This is a genomic window from Ginsengibacter hankyongi (assembly GCF_008710285.1).
GTDB classification, from domain to species: domain Bacteria; phylum Bacteroidota; class Bacteroidia; order Chitinophagales; family Chitinophagaceae; genus Ginsengibacter; species Ginsengibacter hankyongi.
In genome coordinates this window covers 60,217-76,953 of the sequence record NZ_VYQF01000015.1, presented here as the reverse complement: position 1 = coordinate 76,953, position 16,737 = coordinate 60,217, and the positions used below count along the sequence as shown (strand labels likewise).

General features: G+C 40.5%; 13 protein-coding genes. 8 read left to right on the top strand and 5 right to left on the bottom strand.

The features are described 5' to 3' along the window. Positions 1-92: 92 nt before the first annotated feature. The gene (locus FW778_RS22595; protein ID WP_150417188.1) at positions 93-1,106 is read right to left on the bottom strand and encodes an IS110 family RNA-guided transposase; all 1,014 of its coding nucleotides are present in this window, start codon (positions 1,104-1,106) and stop codon (positions 93-95) included. A gap of 461 nt (positions 1,107-1,567) precedes the next feature. Here FW778_RS22595 and FW778_RS22590 point away from each other — a divergent pair, with 461 nt between their 5' ends. Next, positions 1,568-2,605: a carbohydrate-binding family 9-like protein gene (locus FW778_RS22590; RefSeq protein ID WP_150417186.1), complete on the top strand. Its 1,038-nt coding sequence runs from the start codon at positions 1,568-1,570 to the stop codon at positions 2,603-2,605. Positions 2,606-2,709: 104 nt separating this feature from the next. On the opposite strand, the gene FW778_RS22585 is transcribed toward FW778_RS22590, so the two are convergent. Then, entirely contained in the window at positions 2,710-4,356 is a 1,647-nt protein-coding gene (locus FW778_RS22585) for a tetratricopeptide repeat protein (RefSeq protein WP_150417184.1), read from the bottom strand. Between the two features lie 387 nt (positions 4,357-4,743). Beyond that, the gene (locus tag FW778_RS23530; protein ID WP_150417183.1) at positions 4,744-5,127 is read right to left on the bottom strand and encodes a VOC family protein; all 384 of its coding nucleotides are present in this window, start codon (positions 5,125-5,127) and stop codon (positions 4,744-4,746) included. Between the two features lie 497 nt (positions 5,128-5,624). On the opposite strand from FW778_RS23530, the gene FW778_RS22575 reads away from it, so the two are divergent. Further along, entirely contained in the window at positions 5,625-6,143 is a 519-nt protein-coding gene (locus FW778_RS22575) for a DUF4337 domain-containing protein (RefSeq protein WP_150417181.1), read from the top strand. A gap of 76 nt (positions 6,144-6,219) precedes the next feature. Here FW778_RS22575 and FW778_RS22570 read toward each other — a convergent pair whose 3' ends face one another. Continuing rightward, positions 6,220-7,203: a GlxA family transcriptional regulator gene (locus tag FW778_RS22570; RefSeq protein ID WP_150417179.1), complete on the bottom strand. Its 984-nt coding sequence runs from the start codon at positions 7,201-7,203 to the stop codon at positions 6,220-6,222. A 202-nt stretch (positions 7,204-7,405) separates the two neighbouring features. On the opposite strand from FW778_RS22570, the gene FW778_RS22565 reads away from it, so the two are divergent. The 6 genes from FW778_RS22565 (at position 7,406) to FW778_RS22540 (ending at position 14,592) form a co-directional block, all read left to right on the top strand. Beyond that, positions 7,406-7,867 (top strand): SRPBCC domain-containing protein, encoded by a 462-nt coding sequence (locus FW778_RS22565; protein WP_235906545.1) that lies wholly within the window; start codon positions 7,406-7,408, stop codon positions 7,865-7,867. Next, a complete protein-coding gene (locus tag FW778_RS22560) occupies positions 7,868-8,251 on the top strand; it encodes a nuclear transport factor 2 family protein (RefSeq protein WP_150417177.1) in 384 nt (127 codons plus the stop codon). 243 nt (positions 8,252-8,494) lie between these two features. Next, positions 8,495-11,815, top strand: a complete 3,321-nt coding sequence (locus FW778_RS22555) for a sensor histidine kinase (protein ID WP_150417176.1) — start codon at positions 8,495-8,497, stop codon at positions 11,813-11,815. Positions 11,816-11,860: 45 nt separating this feature from the next. Then, positions 11,861-12,487: a response regulator gene (locus FW778_RS22550; RefSeq protein WP_150417175.1), complete on the top strand. Its 627-nt coding sequence runs from the start codon at positions 11,861-11,863 to the stop codon at positions 12,485-12,487. A gap of 140 nt (positions 12,488-12,627) precedes the next feature. Then, positions 12,628-13,203, top strand: coding sequence for a hypothetical protein (locus FW778_RS22545; protein WP_150417173.1), 576 nt, complete (start codon positions 12,628-12,630; stop codon positions 13,201-13,203). 561 nt (positions 13,204-13,764) lie between these two features. Then, a complete protein-coding gene (locus tag FW778_RS22540; protein WP_150417172.1) occupies positions 13,765-14,592 on the top strand; it encodes an adenylate/guanylate cyclase domain-containing protein in 828 nt (275 codons plus the stop codon). 102 nt (positions 14,593-14,694) lie between these two features. On the opposite strand, the gene FW778_RS22535 is transcribed toward FW778_RS22540, so the two are convergent. Next, complete coding sequence (locus FW778_RS22535) at positions 14,695-16,716, bottom strand: tetratricopeptide repeat-containing sensor histidine kinase (RefSeq protein ID WP_150417170.1); 2,022 nt, start codon at positions 16,714-16,716, stop codon at positions 14,695-14,697. Between the last annotated feature and the right edge of the window lie 21 nt (positions 16,717-16,737).

Genomic DNA, 16,737 nt, shown 5'->3' with positions numbered 1-16,737 from the left:
TTTAGTTGTTGTCATCTTAATCTGTTTTATTTTGTTATCAAATTTAATAACTGTCAGATTAAGTTTTGATTACTATAGGTTACACCAAATATTTAAGCGGCTATTTTTCTATATTCTTTTACAAACTCCTGATCTCTTTTAACCACGGAAAAGATTCGGCAGATAAGCTTAAAGCGAACTGCATTTAGTACACTCATTGGATTTTTGCCTTCCGCTACTTTACGCTGGTAATAGGCTTTTATTTCTTCATTGAATGTAATTGCATTCATGGCAGCCATATGCAGTAGCATCTTCATTTTTCGATTTGCAATAAAGTGCACTTTGGTTTTACCCCTGATGCTTGATCCAGATGTGTGTGCAAACGGCGCACAACCGCTATAACAAGCAAACTGCCTGGGCGTTGCAAAGTTATTCATGCCGCGGCTTACGATTAAAAGATAAGCTGCTGTTTGCGGACCAATACCGGGAACCGATTGAATAAGTGTGGCTTTACGTTGTAATTCTTCATCTTGCTTTAAACATTCTTTCAGCAACTTGTCTACAGCTTTGATTTGTTCTGAAAGGTTTTTGAGCAACTTCTCATTTTGCTTTTCTATATCCTTTACAATGTCTTTAGGATACCCTTTCAAACTTTGGTTACCTACCAGGAGTTGGCTGTGCATGCTCACTAGTCTTTCACGTTGTGCAAACAAGGCTTTCAGGCGTAGCAGAGTAACATTGGGGAGTACGTATGGCTTTAGCCTGTCGAAAAAACGATATGCATACAACGCAATGGTTTTGCAATCAGCCTTATCGGTTTTGCCTCGTACCACACCCATGCTACGTTTAATCTGTAAAGCGTTTTCCATAGTTTGCCAAATACCTTTGTCATGCAAAAAGCAGTTCAGTTCCAAACTATACATACCGGTGTTTTCCATACAGAGCCGCCAGTCTTCGATTGGGACGAGGTTACTTTTTTGTTTTAGCCATTTCAGTAACAAAATAAATCCTTTCGTGTTATTAGGAAATTGATGATAATGGCTGTCTGTAATGTGTAACAGGGAAAGCATACAGACATCCAATGTGGCTTTAGAAATGTCAATGCCAATGAATAAATACCTTTTCATAACTTAGTGTTTAGAGTTAAAAACTAATACCCTTAACAGGCCTATAGATAGCCTACAATTCTATCTGGTTCTGTTAACTCTGAGAGGTCGGGAAGGAACTCATTCAGAAAAAAGGTCGTTAACCTGGCTATGCTGATAGGTCTCCTTCTCTACCTTCAGAAAATTAATAAGAATTTCTAATACAAACCTAAGGGCTATGCTGGCTGAACTGCAAATCCTCATCTTTTGCAATACTATCAGCGGCAGTTCCGGCAGGACTTTCATTGTTCAGCATTTGTTCATATCTTCATCAATAGTTTTTCAATTGGGCTAACGGTTTGGGCTGCACGAAATAAAATTCCAGCACAGCAGCAAGCCCTCACGTTAAACGCAGTTGATAAAGAGAAAAAAATCAAAGTAAAAATTTAATTGACCGTACACGTTTTGGTTGTTGTATTTTGCACAACAAAAAGATAGTCGCGATGAATAAAGTTTTGGCAATAATCCTGCTCATTAATTTAAATAACAATGTTTCCGGCCAGTTTCCTCCCTCTCCTGCTCATTATATTTGTTACAAGATTTCTGACCAAATCAACATTGATGGAAAACTAAATGAGCCCAGCTGGAAGTTGGCGCAATGGAGTGATCCGTTCCGTGACATTGAAGGGCCCGGAAAGCCCCGACCCACTGAGCAAACACATATAAAAATGTTATGGGACGATAGTAACCTGTATATCGGTGCACGTATCGAAACAAAAAATATCTGGGCAACACTTACCCAACATGATGGCATTGTTTATCATGATAATGATTTTGAAATCTTTATCAACCCGGACGGAAATAACTATAACTACGGAGAGATGGAATTCAATGCGCTGGGAACATTGATGGATATTTTTTTGGAAAAGCCCTACCGGGATGGAGGCTTCCCGATTTTTGGATGGGAATGTAAAGGAACACAATATGCTATTTCGTACGAAGGAACTATTAATAAACCCTCGGATGTTGATACGGCATGGAATATTGAAATAAGGATTCCTTTATCATCATTGATTGATTTAGAAAGAGGTAAAAAACCTTTCGCTGCAGGAACTCAGTGGAGAATCAATTTTAGCCGGGTTCAATGGAATGTGAAAATTGAAAACAATTCTTATACGAAGTTACCTGAGCCCGAACATAATTGGGTTTGGTCGCCGCAATGGGCAATCGATATGCACCGGCCAGAGTACTGGGGCTATTTGCAATTCTCTTCGAAAAAAGTTGGTACCGTTGAGGATGCTTTTTTAACGGATACAAACTGGGCTATTAAAATGCAACTGATGTCTGTTTATTATGCGGAGAGATTATATTATAAAACAGCCCATCGGTTCACCGGTGATTTTTCACAGCTGAAACTCCCGGAGTATGTTGCTTTAAATAACTTGTCACTTCAATCCGACGGAGATCAGTTTACGTTGAAGACAACCGGTTCAGATAAAGTATTTTCTATTGATCAGGCTGGATTACTAATGATTCAATAGAAGAGTAATCGATCATTACACGTAATGGTTTTGCAAGGGTCAGGCAGTCGTAGAATGAATGCCCAACCTTCGCAAAGCCGATGAACGTTGTATGTTTATAAATTTTACTCTTCTTCGAAAAATTGTTGCGCCGTACCTAAACGTGCATGTTCCTGTAATTGAGTTATGATGGCGGCAGCCCTTTTACCGTGATGATTTATTTTCTCAAGATTGCTGATTAAATCTTGTGCCACCTCTTTTTTTTCTTCTTCATTACCGGGAGTAATTATTTCCTGTGCCAAATCCACGGACAATTCCGAAAAGTTATTTACAAAATTCAGCGGGTTTTGTATTTCGTGTGCCATGCGTGAAGCCATTACGCCAAATGCAGCCATCCTTTCTGATTGCACTAATTGCTCCTGGGTGTTTTTTAAATTTTCATAAGCCGTAGCCAGCAGTTCGTTAGCTTTTTGTTTATAGCGGTAACGATTAATGAATGCTATTAATAGTAATAATAATACCACAGCACCAGCGATAATTGAATTGCGGATATTGCGTTGCCTGATGTCTTTCTTCTCCTGCTCCGCCCGCGCTGCTGCTTCTTTCTTGTCGAATGCATACTGCATGGCGGTTTCTGTAAGTTTTTTATCTTTCTCTATATTAAATATAGAATCTTTCAAAAGCGCAAAGTTCTTATAACTCGCCAATGCACTTTTGTTATCGCCAAGCAGCATTTGTATTTCGCTCAGTTGCTTATAGTTTGCCGACAAAGCATTTAAATCGCCAATTTCTTTACATATTTGTATGGCACTGTCTATATAGATTTTTGCCTTTTGCAATGTGGCGAAATTATATTTGCCTGTGCCGGTATCCTTTGCTGTCTCTAAATAAATGTTTCCTATATTTCCAAGGCTTGCTGCGGTTTCAATTTTAACTCCCAGTTCCTCACTTATTTTCAGCGATTGTAAATGACATTCCAGTGCCTTGCTGTAATTTTTTTGATGGGAATAAATACCGCCGATGTTGCCCAGATCTCTTGCTATTCCATTTTTATCGCCTAATTCTTTATACAACTGCAGCGATTTTAATTCATATTCAAGCGCTTTTTCCTGGTTGTTTAAATTGCGGTACAACTCGCCGATGTCGCCGAGGTTAGCAGCTATGCCACTTTTATTTCCCATTTCCTCATCAATCTTATTTGCTTTTGTGAGATACTCAAGTGCTTTTTGATACTCTTTCTGGCTGTTATAAACAATCCCGATATTACAGAGCGTAACCGCTATGTCGGGTTTATTATTGATTTCCTCGTTAATGCGTAAGGCGTCAAAATAGTATTTCAATGCATTGGGATAGTTTGCCTGGTACCAGTGAATGACCCCGATATCACTAAGTATTCTTGCTGTGCCGAGTTTATCTCCAATCTCTTTAAACTGTTCCAATGCCTGCAGGGAATATTTCAACGCCGTGGCATAATCAGATTTCCCAAAGCTGTAATTACCTGCAATGGTCCGGCAGGCATTTCCTATGCCTTTTTCCCAATTTAATTCCTGAGCCAGCGCTAATCCCTGTTTTCCAAACTTTAAACCTTCATCAGCATTTATGGAGTAATAGGTATGACTAAGATCAATTAGTAGCTTCACTTTATTCGTATCGTCAATGGCTTTAGGTAATTGGCCAAGTAAAGAGTCTATACGGGCCTGCCCGCCAAGTTGAGCCCACAACTGCCCTTGTAAGCTCACTGCAATAAAAATAAACAACAGAAGTTTTTTCATTTTTTTTGTCACAGATTTGTTATTGTAAAATAATGTATAATTCCCGGACTTCTATTTCTCTGCCAATCTATTTCTCTACGGTTGAGGCTTTCCGGTTTTCCCCAATTTTATCCGTTGGGATTATACCGGCCCCGTTCATGCCCAGATCGGTTTACAGACAATTACAGTAAATAGGAAGGTGATGATTGGAAGAAATGTTATCAATCAGATAAATATTATCCGGCATCAGGATTCAGTAAAACGTGTTTCATTAGAAGATGTGTTGGTGGGAAGCCGGCTGAGTCAAAAGCTTTGCGTATATAGTGATCCATTTTTACACACGGCTTTATATACAACCCAAAGATGGGTGTTAGCAGTTTCCATTTTGTTAGTCTATGCTATTTTATTCTACTTACTTTCAATGGGCTCCCAGAGTTCAACCTTGTTGCCCTCCGGGTCCATAATATGAACAAATTTACCATAGTCGAAAGTCTCAATTTTGTCCACAATTGTTACTCCTTCATTTTTAAGTTGCAGCACAAGAACTTCTAAATTGTTAACTCTATAGTTTATCATAAAGTCTTTTGTTGAAGGCTCAAAATATTTTGTTGTTTCGGCAAATGGACTCCATTGCGTAGAGCCTTTTGTTGTTGAGTCGGCATCTTCCCGCCACTCAAAGTTTGCCCCATGTTGGTCAGTGTCAAAACCCAAATGCATTTTGTACCATTCTCTTATTTTATTGGGGTCTTTACATTTAAAAAAGATGCCGCCAATGCCTGTTACTTTCTTCATTTTTAGGAAGTTTGAATTATTTTGTTTAACAATTATCGTATTAAAAGCCAAACCCAAACAGAATGAAGCGATGACTCCTGAAATTATTATGGATGCCTTGTTCATTGTTATTAAAATGATTTGCCTGTAATGTTGGCCGGGCACGCTTATGCACGCCACATAAATATATAGCACTCCCTTGGAAACTGCAAATTCCCGCCGCAGGTTTTTGGATGCTAATAATTTCGAATTTTTAAAAACTATGCGTATAACTCCGACGCATAAACGAAAATTGGTAAAAAAGTAAGTTGAAGCTTCCGGCAGCAAAAATGGGTTTATAAATTACAAACCTATCCTGCCAATCGCAACACCCCCTGCAGGCTGACCATAAAAAACATTTTGCCTGAATAACTTTTGTTACATTTAAGCCACGAATAAACCAGGAAGGCAATCTAAATGGCGTATTTTAATTTTAAAAAAGACGTTTATTTTTATTTACCAATTTTAAAACTTCAGACATGGATGAAATTGAGGTTCCTACGGAGCATTTACACGAAGCAATTAATGAAAAGGCGGAAGAACTGTCACGGGAAAAAGAAAACAGATGGACATTATTTGTGGCGATCTCTACCGCAATCATGGCGGTATTGGCGGCGCTGGCAGCGCTTTTTGCAGGGCATCATTCGAATGAGGCCGTTATTCTCCAGATAAAAGCATCTGACCAATGGGCCTACTACCAGGCCAAAGGTATTAAGGCAGAAATAAGAAATATTGAAACACACGAAAACGTTGGCACCAGGTCCTCACAGGCAACCTTACTCGAAGCGGAGAACATAAAAACTACTGCTGAAAAATACGAGCAACAATCAGAAGCTCATTTGAAAAGGCACATAACACTTTCAAGCGCCGTTACTTTTTTACAAGTTGCCATTGCAGTATCAGCTATTTCAATTATTACCAGGAGGAGGTTTCTTTGGTACGGCGGAATGATTGTGGCTGGTATAGGATCTGTATATTTTATAATTGGATTATTGTAAAGGATAATCTCCATAAATGTTTTTCTCCTGCCGCCATACTTACAAATATTGAAATTATATTTAAAACTGTACATGCTTAAATCACCGCTTCCTTATTGTATCTTCTTCTATATTCCAATGGTGACATTCCTGTAATTTTTCTAAATACTTCGCGAAACGCTTTCACGTCTGAATAACCAACATCATACATCACTTCATTAATTGTTTTACGACTGGTTTCCAGCGCTTTCTTTGCGGCTTCAATTTTTACTCTTTGCAAATATTCAACGGGCGTATTTCCGGTTGCCTTAATAAACCTTCTGTCGAAATTTCGCCTGCCCACTGCAAACCTGGATGACAAATGTTCAACCGATATTTTTTCATCCAGCTTGCCTTCCATATAGGCTTGTGCCTGCTGAACCATTTCATCCCCATGTAACTTTTGCCCTTTAAATATTATAAAAGCTGACTGGCGGTTTCTATCCATTTCAATCTGGAATACTTTTGAACAAAAAATCGCCGTCTGCCTGTCGAAATATTTTTCAACCAGGTAAATCACCAGGTTAAGGAAGGAATAAGCGCCACCATTTGTATAAATCCCATTTTCATCTGTAATCAGTTTATCAGGTTGTAAATTCACTTTAGGAAATATCGTTCTGAAACTATCTGCAGCTGCCCAATGAGTAGAACAATTTTTTCCATCCAGCAAGCCCGACGCTGCCAACATAAATGCGCCGGTGCATATACTTGCTATTTCAGCACCTTGCTTATATTGTTGCTGAACCCAGTCAATCAGCAATTGGTTTCTTTTCACCGCGTTTTGGTAATTATGGTTCAATGAAGGGATAATGATGAGATTGGTTTTGGTTATTGCAGTAATGTTGGTATGTGGTGTTACGGTAAACAGCCCCTCATAAAAATCCACTTTTTTTGAAATACCTGCCAGCTCAATTTTATACAATTCTCTTCTGCCTGTCTCCTTCCAATAAGCATTGGCTCTTGTAAATATTTTGTAGGCGCCCACTATACTGCTTAAGTTGTTGCCCTCGCCGTCAGGCACTATGATGGTTATATGCTTCATTGTTTACTTTATTTTTTAATGGCCAGGTAGCATTCTCTTAACTATATATCGTTTGGGATGAATTCGTACCAGGCTTATTACATTTCAATTCTCTTGCAAATATAGATATCTGTCCTGTCCGGATCAACCCACTACAAAGTCCATTTTACACCCCAGCCATGTAGTATTTGGACAATACTTTTGTAGCATAAAAATTTTAACGATGACAATTCAGAAAGAAATGACAACACAAGATTTCACTAAAACCTTATTGGTAAGGCAATCACCAAAAGAAGTGTTCAACGCCATCCTTAATGTTCGCGGATGGTGGTCGGGTTTGTATGCCGAGGAAATAAATGGCAGTTCATACAAACTCAATGATGAGTTCACATTTCGTGCCGGCGATGGTGCTCATTATTCCAGGCAAAAATTGGTAGAACTTATTCCCGATAAAAAAATTGTTTGGCTGGTAACAGACAGTAAACTAACTTTTCTTGAAAATGAAAGAGAATGGACTGGATCCAAAATTAGCTTTGAGATTTCAGACCGGGGCGATAACACTGAAATCTTATTCACTCATGTTGGTTTGGTTCCCGAAATTGAATGTTATAACTCTTGTGCACCTGCATGGTCGCAGTACCTGGAAGAAAAATTATTAAGTGTAATAAATCAAAAAAGAAAATAAATGACAACAGTAACCAACAACAAAGTTCTATCAACAGAGGAAATTGCAGCAAGGTTCAGCGAACTGGCCAGCCAGGAAAAATGGTTTGAAATACAGGACGAGCTTTTTGCCGATAATGTAAAAAGTATAGACCCCCCAAATTCTCCTTATTTTGGATATGCAGAAGGCAGGGCTAACGTTCGCAAAAAAGGCGAAACGTTTGTGAAGATGATCGAAGATTTTCATGGCGCTTCTACCACCGCACCCATTGTAGCTGCCAATCATTTTGCAGTAGGAAGAAAAGTTGATGTTACTGTACAGGGGCATGGAAGAATACAAATGAACCAAATAATGCTGTATGAAGTAAAAGACGGGCAAATCGTATCAGAGCAATTCTTTTATTAATAGATATAACAGCTACGGTTAAACGAACTGGCAACGGGGAACTTATAAAAATTGAAATTTTGTTAGAAATGTTATGTCTATAACGCCGCCCCTGGTTGGAGGCACCAGGAGTATAGTGGGGAAACATAAGATCAATTATGAAAATTCTATTATAATCCTTAAGGAATTACAACCTCACACAAATAAATTGTATTTTTAGTAGCCATAAAAAAATGAAAGGCTTTATCACTGAAATACAAGTCCATGCAACATTTGCGCCTTCTGAAATATTGCCCTTATTTATTGGCCTTTTTTTTCAATTCCTGTAGCCACGACACTTCATCACGCCATCCAGTTAGTACCGTCAAAAAGTTATTAGCAATTAATACCGGCGGAATCCATCGTTTTTCTGCACCGAAGGTAATCTTTATTACTGCCGGCAATCAGCCAAAAAGAGTTACGGCAGGAATACCTGTCCACAAGGGGAATGCGCCTGGCTTTGGCAATCCTTTCTTTACTAATTATGGCACAGACCAGGGGCTTCCAATAAATAATATTATTTGCGTCGCAGCTGATCGGGCAGGCAACCTGTGGTTTGGAACCGGCAGCGGGGGTGTAAGCAAATACGACGGAAAAAGCTTTACCAATTATTCCATGGCCAACGGGCTTTCAGGTAATATTGTATTTTGTATTATAGAGGATAAAGAGGCCAACCTTTGGTTCGGCACAACGTCTGGTTTGAGTAAGTATGACGGAAAGCGTTTTACAAATTACACTACAGCTTCCGGGCTGGCAGGCAATTTTATAACATGTATGCTCCAGGATAAGAATGGCAATATCTGGTTTGGCACCCACGATGGTGGCTTAAGCAAATATGACGGCAAAAATTTTACAAACTATACAACATCCCATGGTCTGCCGGATAATTATGTGCACTGCATAATGCAGGATAGAAAAGGAAACTTATGGTTTGGAACCGATGCAGGCGGAGCCAGTAAATACAATGGCGCTGGTTTTATCAATTATACAACGTCCCAGGGCTTGCCCGATAATTGTATAAATACACTCGCCGAAGATAAGGAAGGCAACCTATGGCTCGGAACAAATAAGGGGGTGAGCATGTATAACGGAAGCACGTTCACGAACTACACAACAAAGGATGGATTGGCAGATAATAATGTCCACTGCATTGTGCAGGATGGAGCAGGTAATCTTTGGTTTGGTACGCATACAAAAGGAGTAAGCAAATATGATGGCCACGGCTTTTCAAACTATACCCATACCGAGGGATTGCCTGGGAATAAAATAAACAGCATCCTAAAAGATAAGGCCGGAAACCTGTGGTTTACCTCCCAGGGCGGCGGCGTAAGTAAGCGGGAGAGTAATAGTTTCACCTATTATACCGCCGCCCACGGCCTGGCCGGTGACCTGGTATTCTGCATTGCGCAAGACAAAGACGGTAACCTTTGGTTTGCCTCCTATGAAAGTGGTGTAAGCAAGTATGACGGCAAAAGTTTTTTAAACTATACAACGGCCCAGGGATTGGCAGATAACACAGTTTGGACTATAATGCCGGATAAATATGGAAATATGTGGTTTGGTACCGATAAAGGCGGTGTCAGTAAATATGATGGCAAAAGTTTTACCAATTACACAACTGCCCAAGGGCTGGCCAGTAATGCTGTTATCAGCATGGCCCAGGATAAAGCCGGAAACTTCTGGTTCGGCACCCGGGACGGGGTTAGTAAATTTAACGGCAATAGCTTTACCAATTATACAACAGGCCAGGGATTAGCGGGAAATAATATATGGAGTATCCTCCAGGATAATACAGGCAGCATTTGGTTTGGCACACACGGAGATGGTGTGAGCCAATATGATGGCAACGGTTTTACAAATTATACCACGGCACAAGGTTTGGCGGGCAACGCGGTATCGTCGATCATGCAAGATAAAAATGGTTACCTGTGGTTTGGGACAGACGGAAGGGGCATTAGCAAATATGATGGAAAGAGATTTATAAATTATACTACGGAACAGGGATTGGCGGATAATGATGTATGGGGCATCGCAGAAGACCAGGTAAGGAATATAATATGGTTTGGAACCAACAAGGGTTTATCGGGGCTTAAGGACACGCTTACGGGCAATGGTAACCAGCAGAATGTCCGGTTTGAAAATTTTAATAAAAATAACGGCTATCCCCTAAAGGACGTGAGTAGTGGCGGCCCTTTCTTGGATCATAGTGGGATCGTATGGATAGGCAGCGGCGAAGGTGAGTTGATAAGATTTGATTATTCAGCAGTTGAAAAGAAAAATACAGTGCCGCTAAACTTAGTAATCCAAAATATTAAAATAAATAATGGGAATGTCTGTTGGAATAATCTCATACGAAAGCATAAAGACAGTATAGCAGCAGATAGCCTTACGCTGGTGAATGAAATGATGACCTCCTTTGGTAAAATATTAAGCCCTGTTTTGTTAGACAGCATGAAAAATAGATATGCCGGTATACAATTCGACAGTGTAGCAAAGTTTTACCCCGTGCCCATTAACCTGGTATTGCCTTACGCGGACAATAATATAACTATTGAGTTTGCGGCAATAGAACCAGCCCTACCAAAACAAGTTAAGTATCAATATCAACTGCTTGGTTATAATAATTACTGGACACCGCTAAGCGATAATTCAAGCGCATTTTTTGGCAATTTAGATGCAGGCAATTATATTTTTAAGCTCAAAGCCATAAGTCCTTCCGGCGTTTGGAGTGAAAAGGAATATACATTTAAGGTTTTACCTCCGTGGTGGCTAACGTGGTGGGCCTATACATTATATGGAATAATAGTGGTGTCAATATTATTTGCTTTTTACCGCAACCGCATTGGAAGGATTAAACGGCGCCAGGCCAATGAAATAAATATCATACTTACTGCGCAGGAAGATGAACGTAAGCGCATCTCCCGTGACTTGCATGATGATATTGGCGCAAAACTCACCAATATTAATATGCTATCTGCACTGGGCCAGCAAAAGATAAATAACCCCGGGGAAATGTCCGGTTATTTAAAGCGAATTTCAAATGGAATTCAGGCAGCTGCGGAAGCGCTTGATGATATTGTTTGGAGTATTGACAGCAAAAACGATTCAATAGAGCAGGTTACGACGCGAATGAGAAGATATGCCGCCGATGTTTTTGACGGAACAACCATAGAGTATACATTCATAGCAGATGAAAAAATTTACCCCGCGAAACTTTCCATAAGTCAGCGCAGGGACTTGTTTCTTGTATTCCAGGAAACCATCAATAACATTAAAAAGCATGCGGCTGCAACAGAAGTTCATATAAATATCGAAGCACAAGGCAATGACTTTTTTATGCAGATAGTTGATAATGGAAAAGGTTTCAACGTAGGGCAACCTACCCATCGCAACGGATTAAAAAATATGACGGAGCGTATGCAAAAATGGGGCGGCGTATTTATGGTGGAGTCATCGCCGGGAACGGGTACGACATGTAAAATCAAATTACCCATTTTAACTCCATCACTCAAAAGAGGTATATGGCAAAGGTTTGGAAAGCGGTAATTTTAGAGCCATCAAAATTGACACATACAACGGAAAATAAAGTATATGCCGGGCATCATCATATTTGAGGACGACGATCAATTGAGAAACTCCCTGGTGACATTGATTGGCACCAGCAGCGAGTATACCGTAATAGGTAGCCATCCTAACGTAATGAATGCCCCGGCTATTATCCGACGCGATAAGCCCGATGTGGTTATTATGGATATAAATATGCCCGGGAAAAGCGGGATTGAAGGTGTAGTTGAAATAAAAGAAGCCCGCCCCCAGACGCTCATTATTATGTATACCATGTTTGAAAATGATGAGAATTTGTTTAATAGTCTTTGTGCCGGTGCCAACGGTTACATTCTTAAAAAGACTTCCCCATTTAAGTTATTTGAAGCGATCCGGGACGTAATAGAAGGCGGAGCACCCATGTCACCAACTATTGCGAGACGGGTGTTGCAAAGCTTTGAAACAAAATCGTCAGGGCAACAGTATCACCTTACCACACGTGAAAAGGAAATTTTGCAATTGCTGATAAAAGGGTATAGCATAAAAATTATTGCCGCTGAACTAAAAATATCTTTTGATACTGCAAGGACGCACCTGAAAAATATTTACCCCAAGCTTCATGTAAACTGTGGCAAAGAAGCCATCGCCAAAGTACTCCGCGAAAGAATTATTTGAATCAGTATTTTTTTCAAACATACCGATAGCATCTCACCCAAAAAGCGTATTGCGGTTGTTCGAAAACCAGCCAATATTTGTGTCACAATACCGGGGTTTATAAACCGGCAACATTTCGTAACATTTTAAAATATTAAATCATGAAACAATTATCAACCGACAGGTGCTCCTTAGCTTTGCCTCGTAAATTTTATTCACTTTTTTCCGGAAATTTATTTCCCAAGTATTTCTTTATCGTGTTTGTCCTTGCTTTAATGGTGAGCATTTCCAGTTGTCAAAAAGATAACCTTCAAGATGGGTCTCAAGGCCCAAATACTATAGGCGCTTCCATGAACAAAAGTATCCATGATGCTATTCCCTTTAAAGCCAGTTATACAACAAATGCACCTACGTCCAACCAAATCAATGGGACAGGAGTGGGAACACTTGTGGGAAAATCTACCTTTAGCCTGCAGGAAGATGATAGTAATTTCCCTTTACTGGTTGGCACGGCAACTATAACAACGGCAAACGGGGATCAAATATTTTCAACGCACAGCGGCTCTGTTGTCGGCCCTGATGATAATGGTGTGCTCCTCATTACAAATTATAACACCATTACGGGGGGTACAGGAAGGTTTGCCAATGCATCCGGCAACTTTGTAGCTCACGCTATAGCAAACATTAACTATCCTACCGGGACCGTAACGTTTGATGGCAGTATTACTCTTAGATAACAGCAGACTTAACGCCTTAATATACAGTAACTCACAGATCTGGTTGGGACTGTGAGTTTTTTTAATTTTAGAAATTTAAACTACTTAAACATTTTTACCCTCATACGGATTTAGGCTTATTCCTAAACTGTAACCTATCTGGATTTTATTAGGAATTATCTTGCTTTTTATATTACTAAAGAGATACTTGTGCCCGCCTGAATCACCCGTAAAATGTATAAATTATCAAAATACTGCCAGCTTTAATTTTGCAACCCGGGAAAATTAAAATATCTAACAGCTACGGGTAACCGAATATTCGAATGTCCCACCTATCGCAGGTAAAGCAGCCTTCTATTTGGCCTCTCCCCCACCATCATTCGCCGGCAATTTATGGCACTATTCAGCATTTGCAAATAACGATAAGATTTAATATTTTACGATTTGAAATATCAATCGTACTGAAAGTACGTGTTTAAATCGCTTCCTTTGGTACAACTTCAATTCATCCTGTGAAAATTCGGGTGGGCTGACCAGTCATCTTAAATTTTGATTTCATTATTTAACCTGCAATTACTTGCTATGAAAGAATCAAAAATAAGCGAGGAAGAAATTAAGAATACATGGCGTACTTTTCTTATTACCGGCGATATGCCCGAAAACGTTCAGGCCTCCTGGTTTGAGCATAAATCTATGCGGCCAATTATAAAGCGGCTACCAAGGAGCCCCAGGTGCGATATATGTTATATGCCTTTTAAGGGAATCGGCGGCTATCTTACGAGGAGGTTTCTTGGTGTAGAGGCATCCAAACTTAACCCGCATATGTGTAACCTGTGCGAACGGTTTGCCGGCAAATACCATGGCGGCGTAGAAATTGAAACAGCCGTAATGTTTATTGATGTGCGCAACTCAACTCCGATGGCGGAGAAACTGTCGGCAGAAGAATTCAGCAAAAAGATGAACCGGTTTTACCGGGCGGTAACGGCCATATTTTACAGGAACTATGGATGGGTGCAGAAGTTCCAGGGAGACGAAGTAGGTGGTTTTTTTGTACCGGGTTTTGCCGGAAAAGGGTTTGCAACGAAGGCGGTGAAAACGGGCAGACAAGCGCTGAAGTCGCTTGGCTATAATGGTATCGGGGAGCCCTGGATCCAGGCCGGCGTTGGTATTCATGCCGGTACCGCTTATGTAGGAAGCGTAATGACCAGCAGCGGCGCATCAGATATTTCAATTCTTGGCGATACTGTTAATGTTGCTGCACGGCTAACGTCGCAGGCAGCATCCGGGGAAATAATTATCAGCGAAGCTGCCCGCAAAGCAACGGAAATGTCAACCGAACAGCTTGAATACCGCAAGCTCGCATTAAAAGGAAAATCAACGGAGTTAGATGCATGGGTGATGAGGATTTAATGGCTAACCCACAAATTGGGCCAACTCTCAGTAGTTGTGCGGTACGAGGTTGCTTTTGAAAAAGGAAGTGATATGCCATCGCATATTAGCCCCCATCCTCACTTAAACCGGCAATGAAATTATAAACTCAGTATAGTCGCCTTCCAGTGATTGTACGGCAATTTCCCCCTCGTGAACTTTCATTATATCGTAACTCAGGGACAGTCCAAGACCTGTACCCTCCCCGCTGGGCTTTGTGGTATAAAACGGCTGAAAAATTTTATCCAGCTTGTCTTTTGGGATACCGGTGCCATTATCTTTTATTTTTATTTCGATATACTTATCCCGCCTTTTGGTGCTCACCGAAACGGTTGGCTCATAGCCTTCAATTTTGAGATTCTTTTTTTCTGTAACCGCATAAAATGCATTGTTGTATAAGTTAAGCAGCACCCTACCTATTTCCTGCGGTGCAATTTGTATTTTGCCAACTGCCTCGTCAAAGTCGGTGACTATTGTAACATTAAAGCTTTTATCTTTTGCCCGCAGCCCATGATAACTCAGCTTTAAAAACTCGCCCGCCAGCATATTAATATCGGTTAATTCTTTTTCGCCGGAGCTGGGGCGTGCATGTTGCAACATACCTTTTACAATAGCATCTGCCCGCCGGCCGTGTTGATTTATTTTTTCTTCATTGTCCTTTATATTTTTTAGTAATTCTTCTTCCAGCTTTTCATTTCGGTCTGAAAGGGCTTTTGATTTTTCACTCAACAGATCATCTACCAGTTCTTTATTAAGATCAGAAAAGTTATTGATGAAGTTAAGCGGGTTTTGTATTTCGTGGGCAATGCCCGCAGTAAGTTGTCCCAACGATGCCATCTTTTCAGACTGTATCAATTGTGCCTGCGTTTGTTTAAGCTCTGCCAGGGTTTTGTTGGCGAGGTCCCGCTGTTCTTCTGTAACGCTCTTCTCCTTACTGAGAAGCATATACGCTTTTTGCTTTTGCCCGTTGTTGCGTATCAGTACCATTAACAGGCCCACGATAAGCGCCAGCACTGCTAATGATGCAAACAATAAATTCTTTTGTTGTTGCTTTTGCCGGTTCACCTCATTTAATTTTATCTGTTGCCTGGATACTTCAAAAACCCTTTGGAGACTGTCGACGCTCTTTTGTTTGGAGAGGTCGTTCAGTTTGTCCCTGTATACTATATAGGTTTTATAGTACTGCAACCCGTGCAGGGGATCATGCAGTTTTTCATACAGTTCAGAAAGTACCTTGCTGCCATCAGATGCCTGCTTATTGAGTTGATACTTTTCAGCCAGGTCAACGCTTCTTTTCGCATAGGCTACGGCGTTAGTTGTGTCACCTTTTAGCAGGTAAATACCAGACATGGCACTCAGGTATTCGCAAACGGCATCGTAAAGGTTATTTTCTTCCATAACTGCGATCGCCTCGCTGATGTTTTTCTCGGCAACGCCGAATTGTCCCAGGCTGGCATATACCAATCCTTTATTGCCCGTTGCATAAGCCTTACCAAGGTCATAATTTTTTTTCTCAAATATTCTTTCAGCTTCTTTACCGCACATCATGGCTGAATCATTTTGCCCGTTGTGCCGGAATGCTTCGCCTAAATTGAGAATTGCGGAAGCCAGTGCAATAGAATCATCCAGATTTCTTAAGAATTTAATTCCCTGTTCATAATAGGATTTAGCATCCGCATAATTGCGAAGGTCATTATATACATCAGCCATACCAATGTACGCATTGGCAGAACCTAACGGACTCTTTGCCAGTTTGCTCGAAGTAAGGTAATCGTTAAGTGCCCCGGGATAGTCGCCAGAAGATCTTTTCTTACTGCCCAATTGAAAATAACCAAAATACAGGTAGATATTATTATTCAGTTTACCGGCAAGGTTTATGAGCTCATAGTTATATTTTAAAGCACGGTTAGGATCGTTGGTTTCGTTAAAAGAAAGCTGCCTCAGCAGTTCCAGCCTCACTGTATCAGGAAGCTCATTTCCCGTTTCTATATAAATTTTGGAAAGACTGTCGGCTATCTTCGGGTCCTGCCCAATGCAGATGGTTGCCGCAAGCAACAGGCAAAGTAGCAGACGGGAAGTGATTATGTACTTATGTAAGCGCTTCATCAAAAGGGTTTAAGAAGAGGG

What these genes read in the sequence shown, in the direction of transcription:
- FW778_RS22570 (WP_150417179.1), bottom strand. Translation starts at nt 7,203, where the DNA reads ATGAAGCATATAACCATCATAGTGCCTGACGGCGAGGGCAACAACTTA.
- FW778_RS23530 (WP_150417183.1), bottom strand. Translation starts at nt 5,127, where the DNA reads ATGAAGAAAGTAACAGGCATTGGCGGCATCTTTTTTAAATGTAAAGAC.
- FW778_RS22545 (WP_150417173.1), top strand. Translation starts at nt 12,628, where the DNA reads ATGAAACAATTATCAACCGACAGGTGCTCCTTAGCTTTGCCTCGTAAA.
- FW778_RS22535 (WP_150417170.1), bottom strand. Translation starts at nt 16,716, where the DNA reads ATGAAGCGCTTACATAAGTACATAATCACTTCCCGTCTGCTACTTTGC.
- FW778_RS22550 (WP_150417175.1), top strand. Translation starts at nt 11,861, where the DNA reads ATGCCGGGCATCATCATATTTGAGGACGACGATCAATTGAGAAACTCC.
- FW778_RS22595 (WP_150417188.1), bottom strand. Translation starts at nt 1,106, where the DNA reads ATGAAAAGGTATTTATTCATTGGCATTGACATTTCTAAAGCCACATTG.
- FW778_RS22575 (WP_150417181.1), top strand. Translation starts at nt 5,625, where the DNA reads ATGGATGAAATTGAGGTTCCTACGGAGCATTTACACGAAGCAATTAAT.
- FW778_RS22590 (WP_150417186.1), top strand. Translation starts at nt 1,568, where the DNA reads ATGAATAAAGTTTTGGCAATAATCCTGCTCATTAATTTAAATAACAAT.
- FW778_RS22565 (WP_235906545.1), top strand. Translation starts at nt 7,406, where the DNA reads ATGACAATTCAGAAAGAAATGACAACACAAGATTTCACTAAAACCTTA.
- FW778_RS22555 (WP_150417176.1), top strand. Translation starts at nt 8,495, where the DNA reads ATGCAACATTTGCGCCTTCTGAAATATTGCCCTTATTTATTGGCCTTT.
- FW778_RS22585 (WP_150417184.1), bottom strand. Translation starts at nt 4,356, where the DNA reads ATGAAAAAACTTCTGTTGTTTATTTTTATTGCAGTGAGCTTACAAGGG.
- FW778_RS22540 (WP_150417172.1), top strand. Translation starts at nt 13,765, where the DNA reads ATGAAAGAATCAAAAATAAGCGAGGAAGAAATTAAGAATACATGGCGT.
- FW778_RS22560 (WP_150417177.1), top strand. Translation starts at nt 7,868, where the DNA reads ATGACAACAGTAACCAACAACAAAGTTCTATCAACAGAGGAAATTGCA.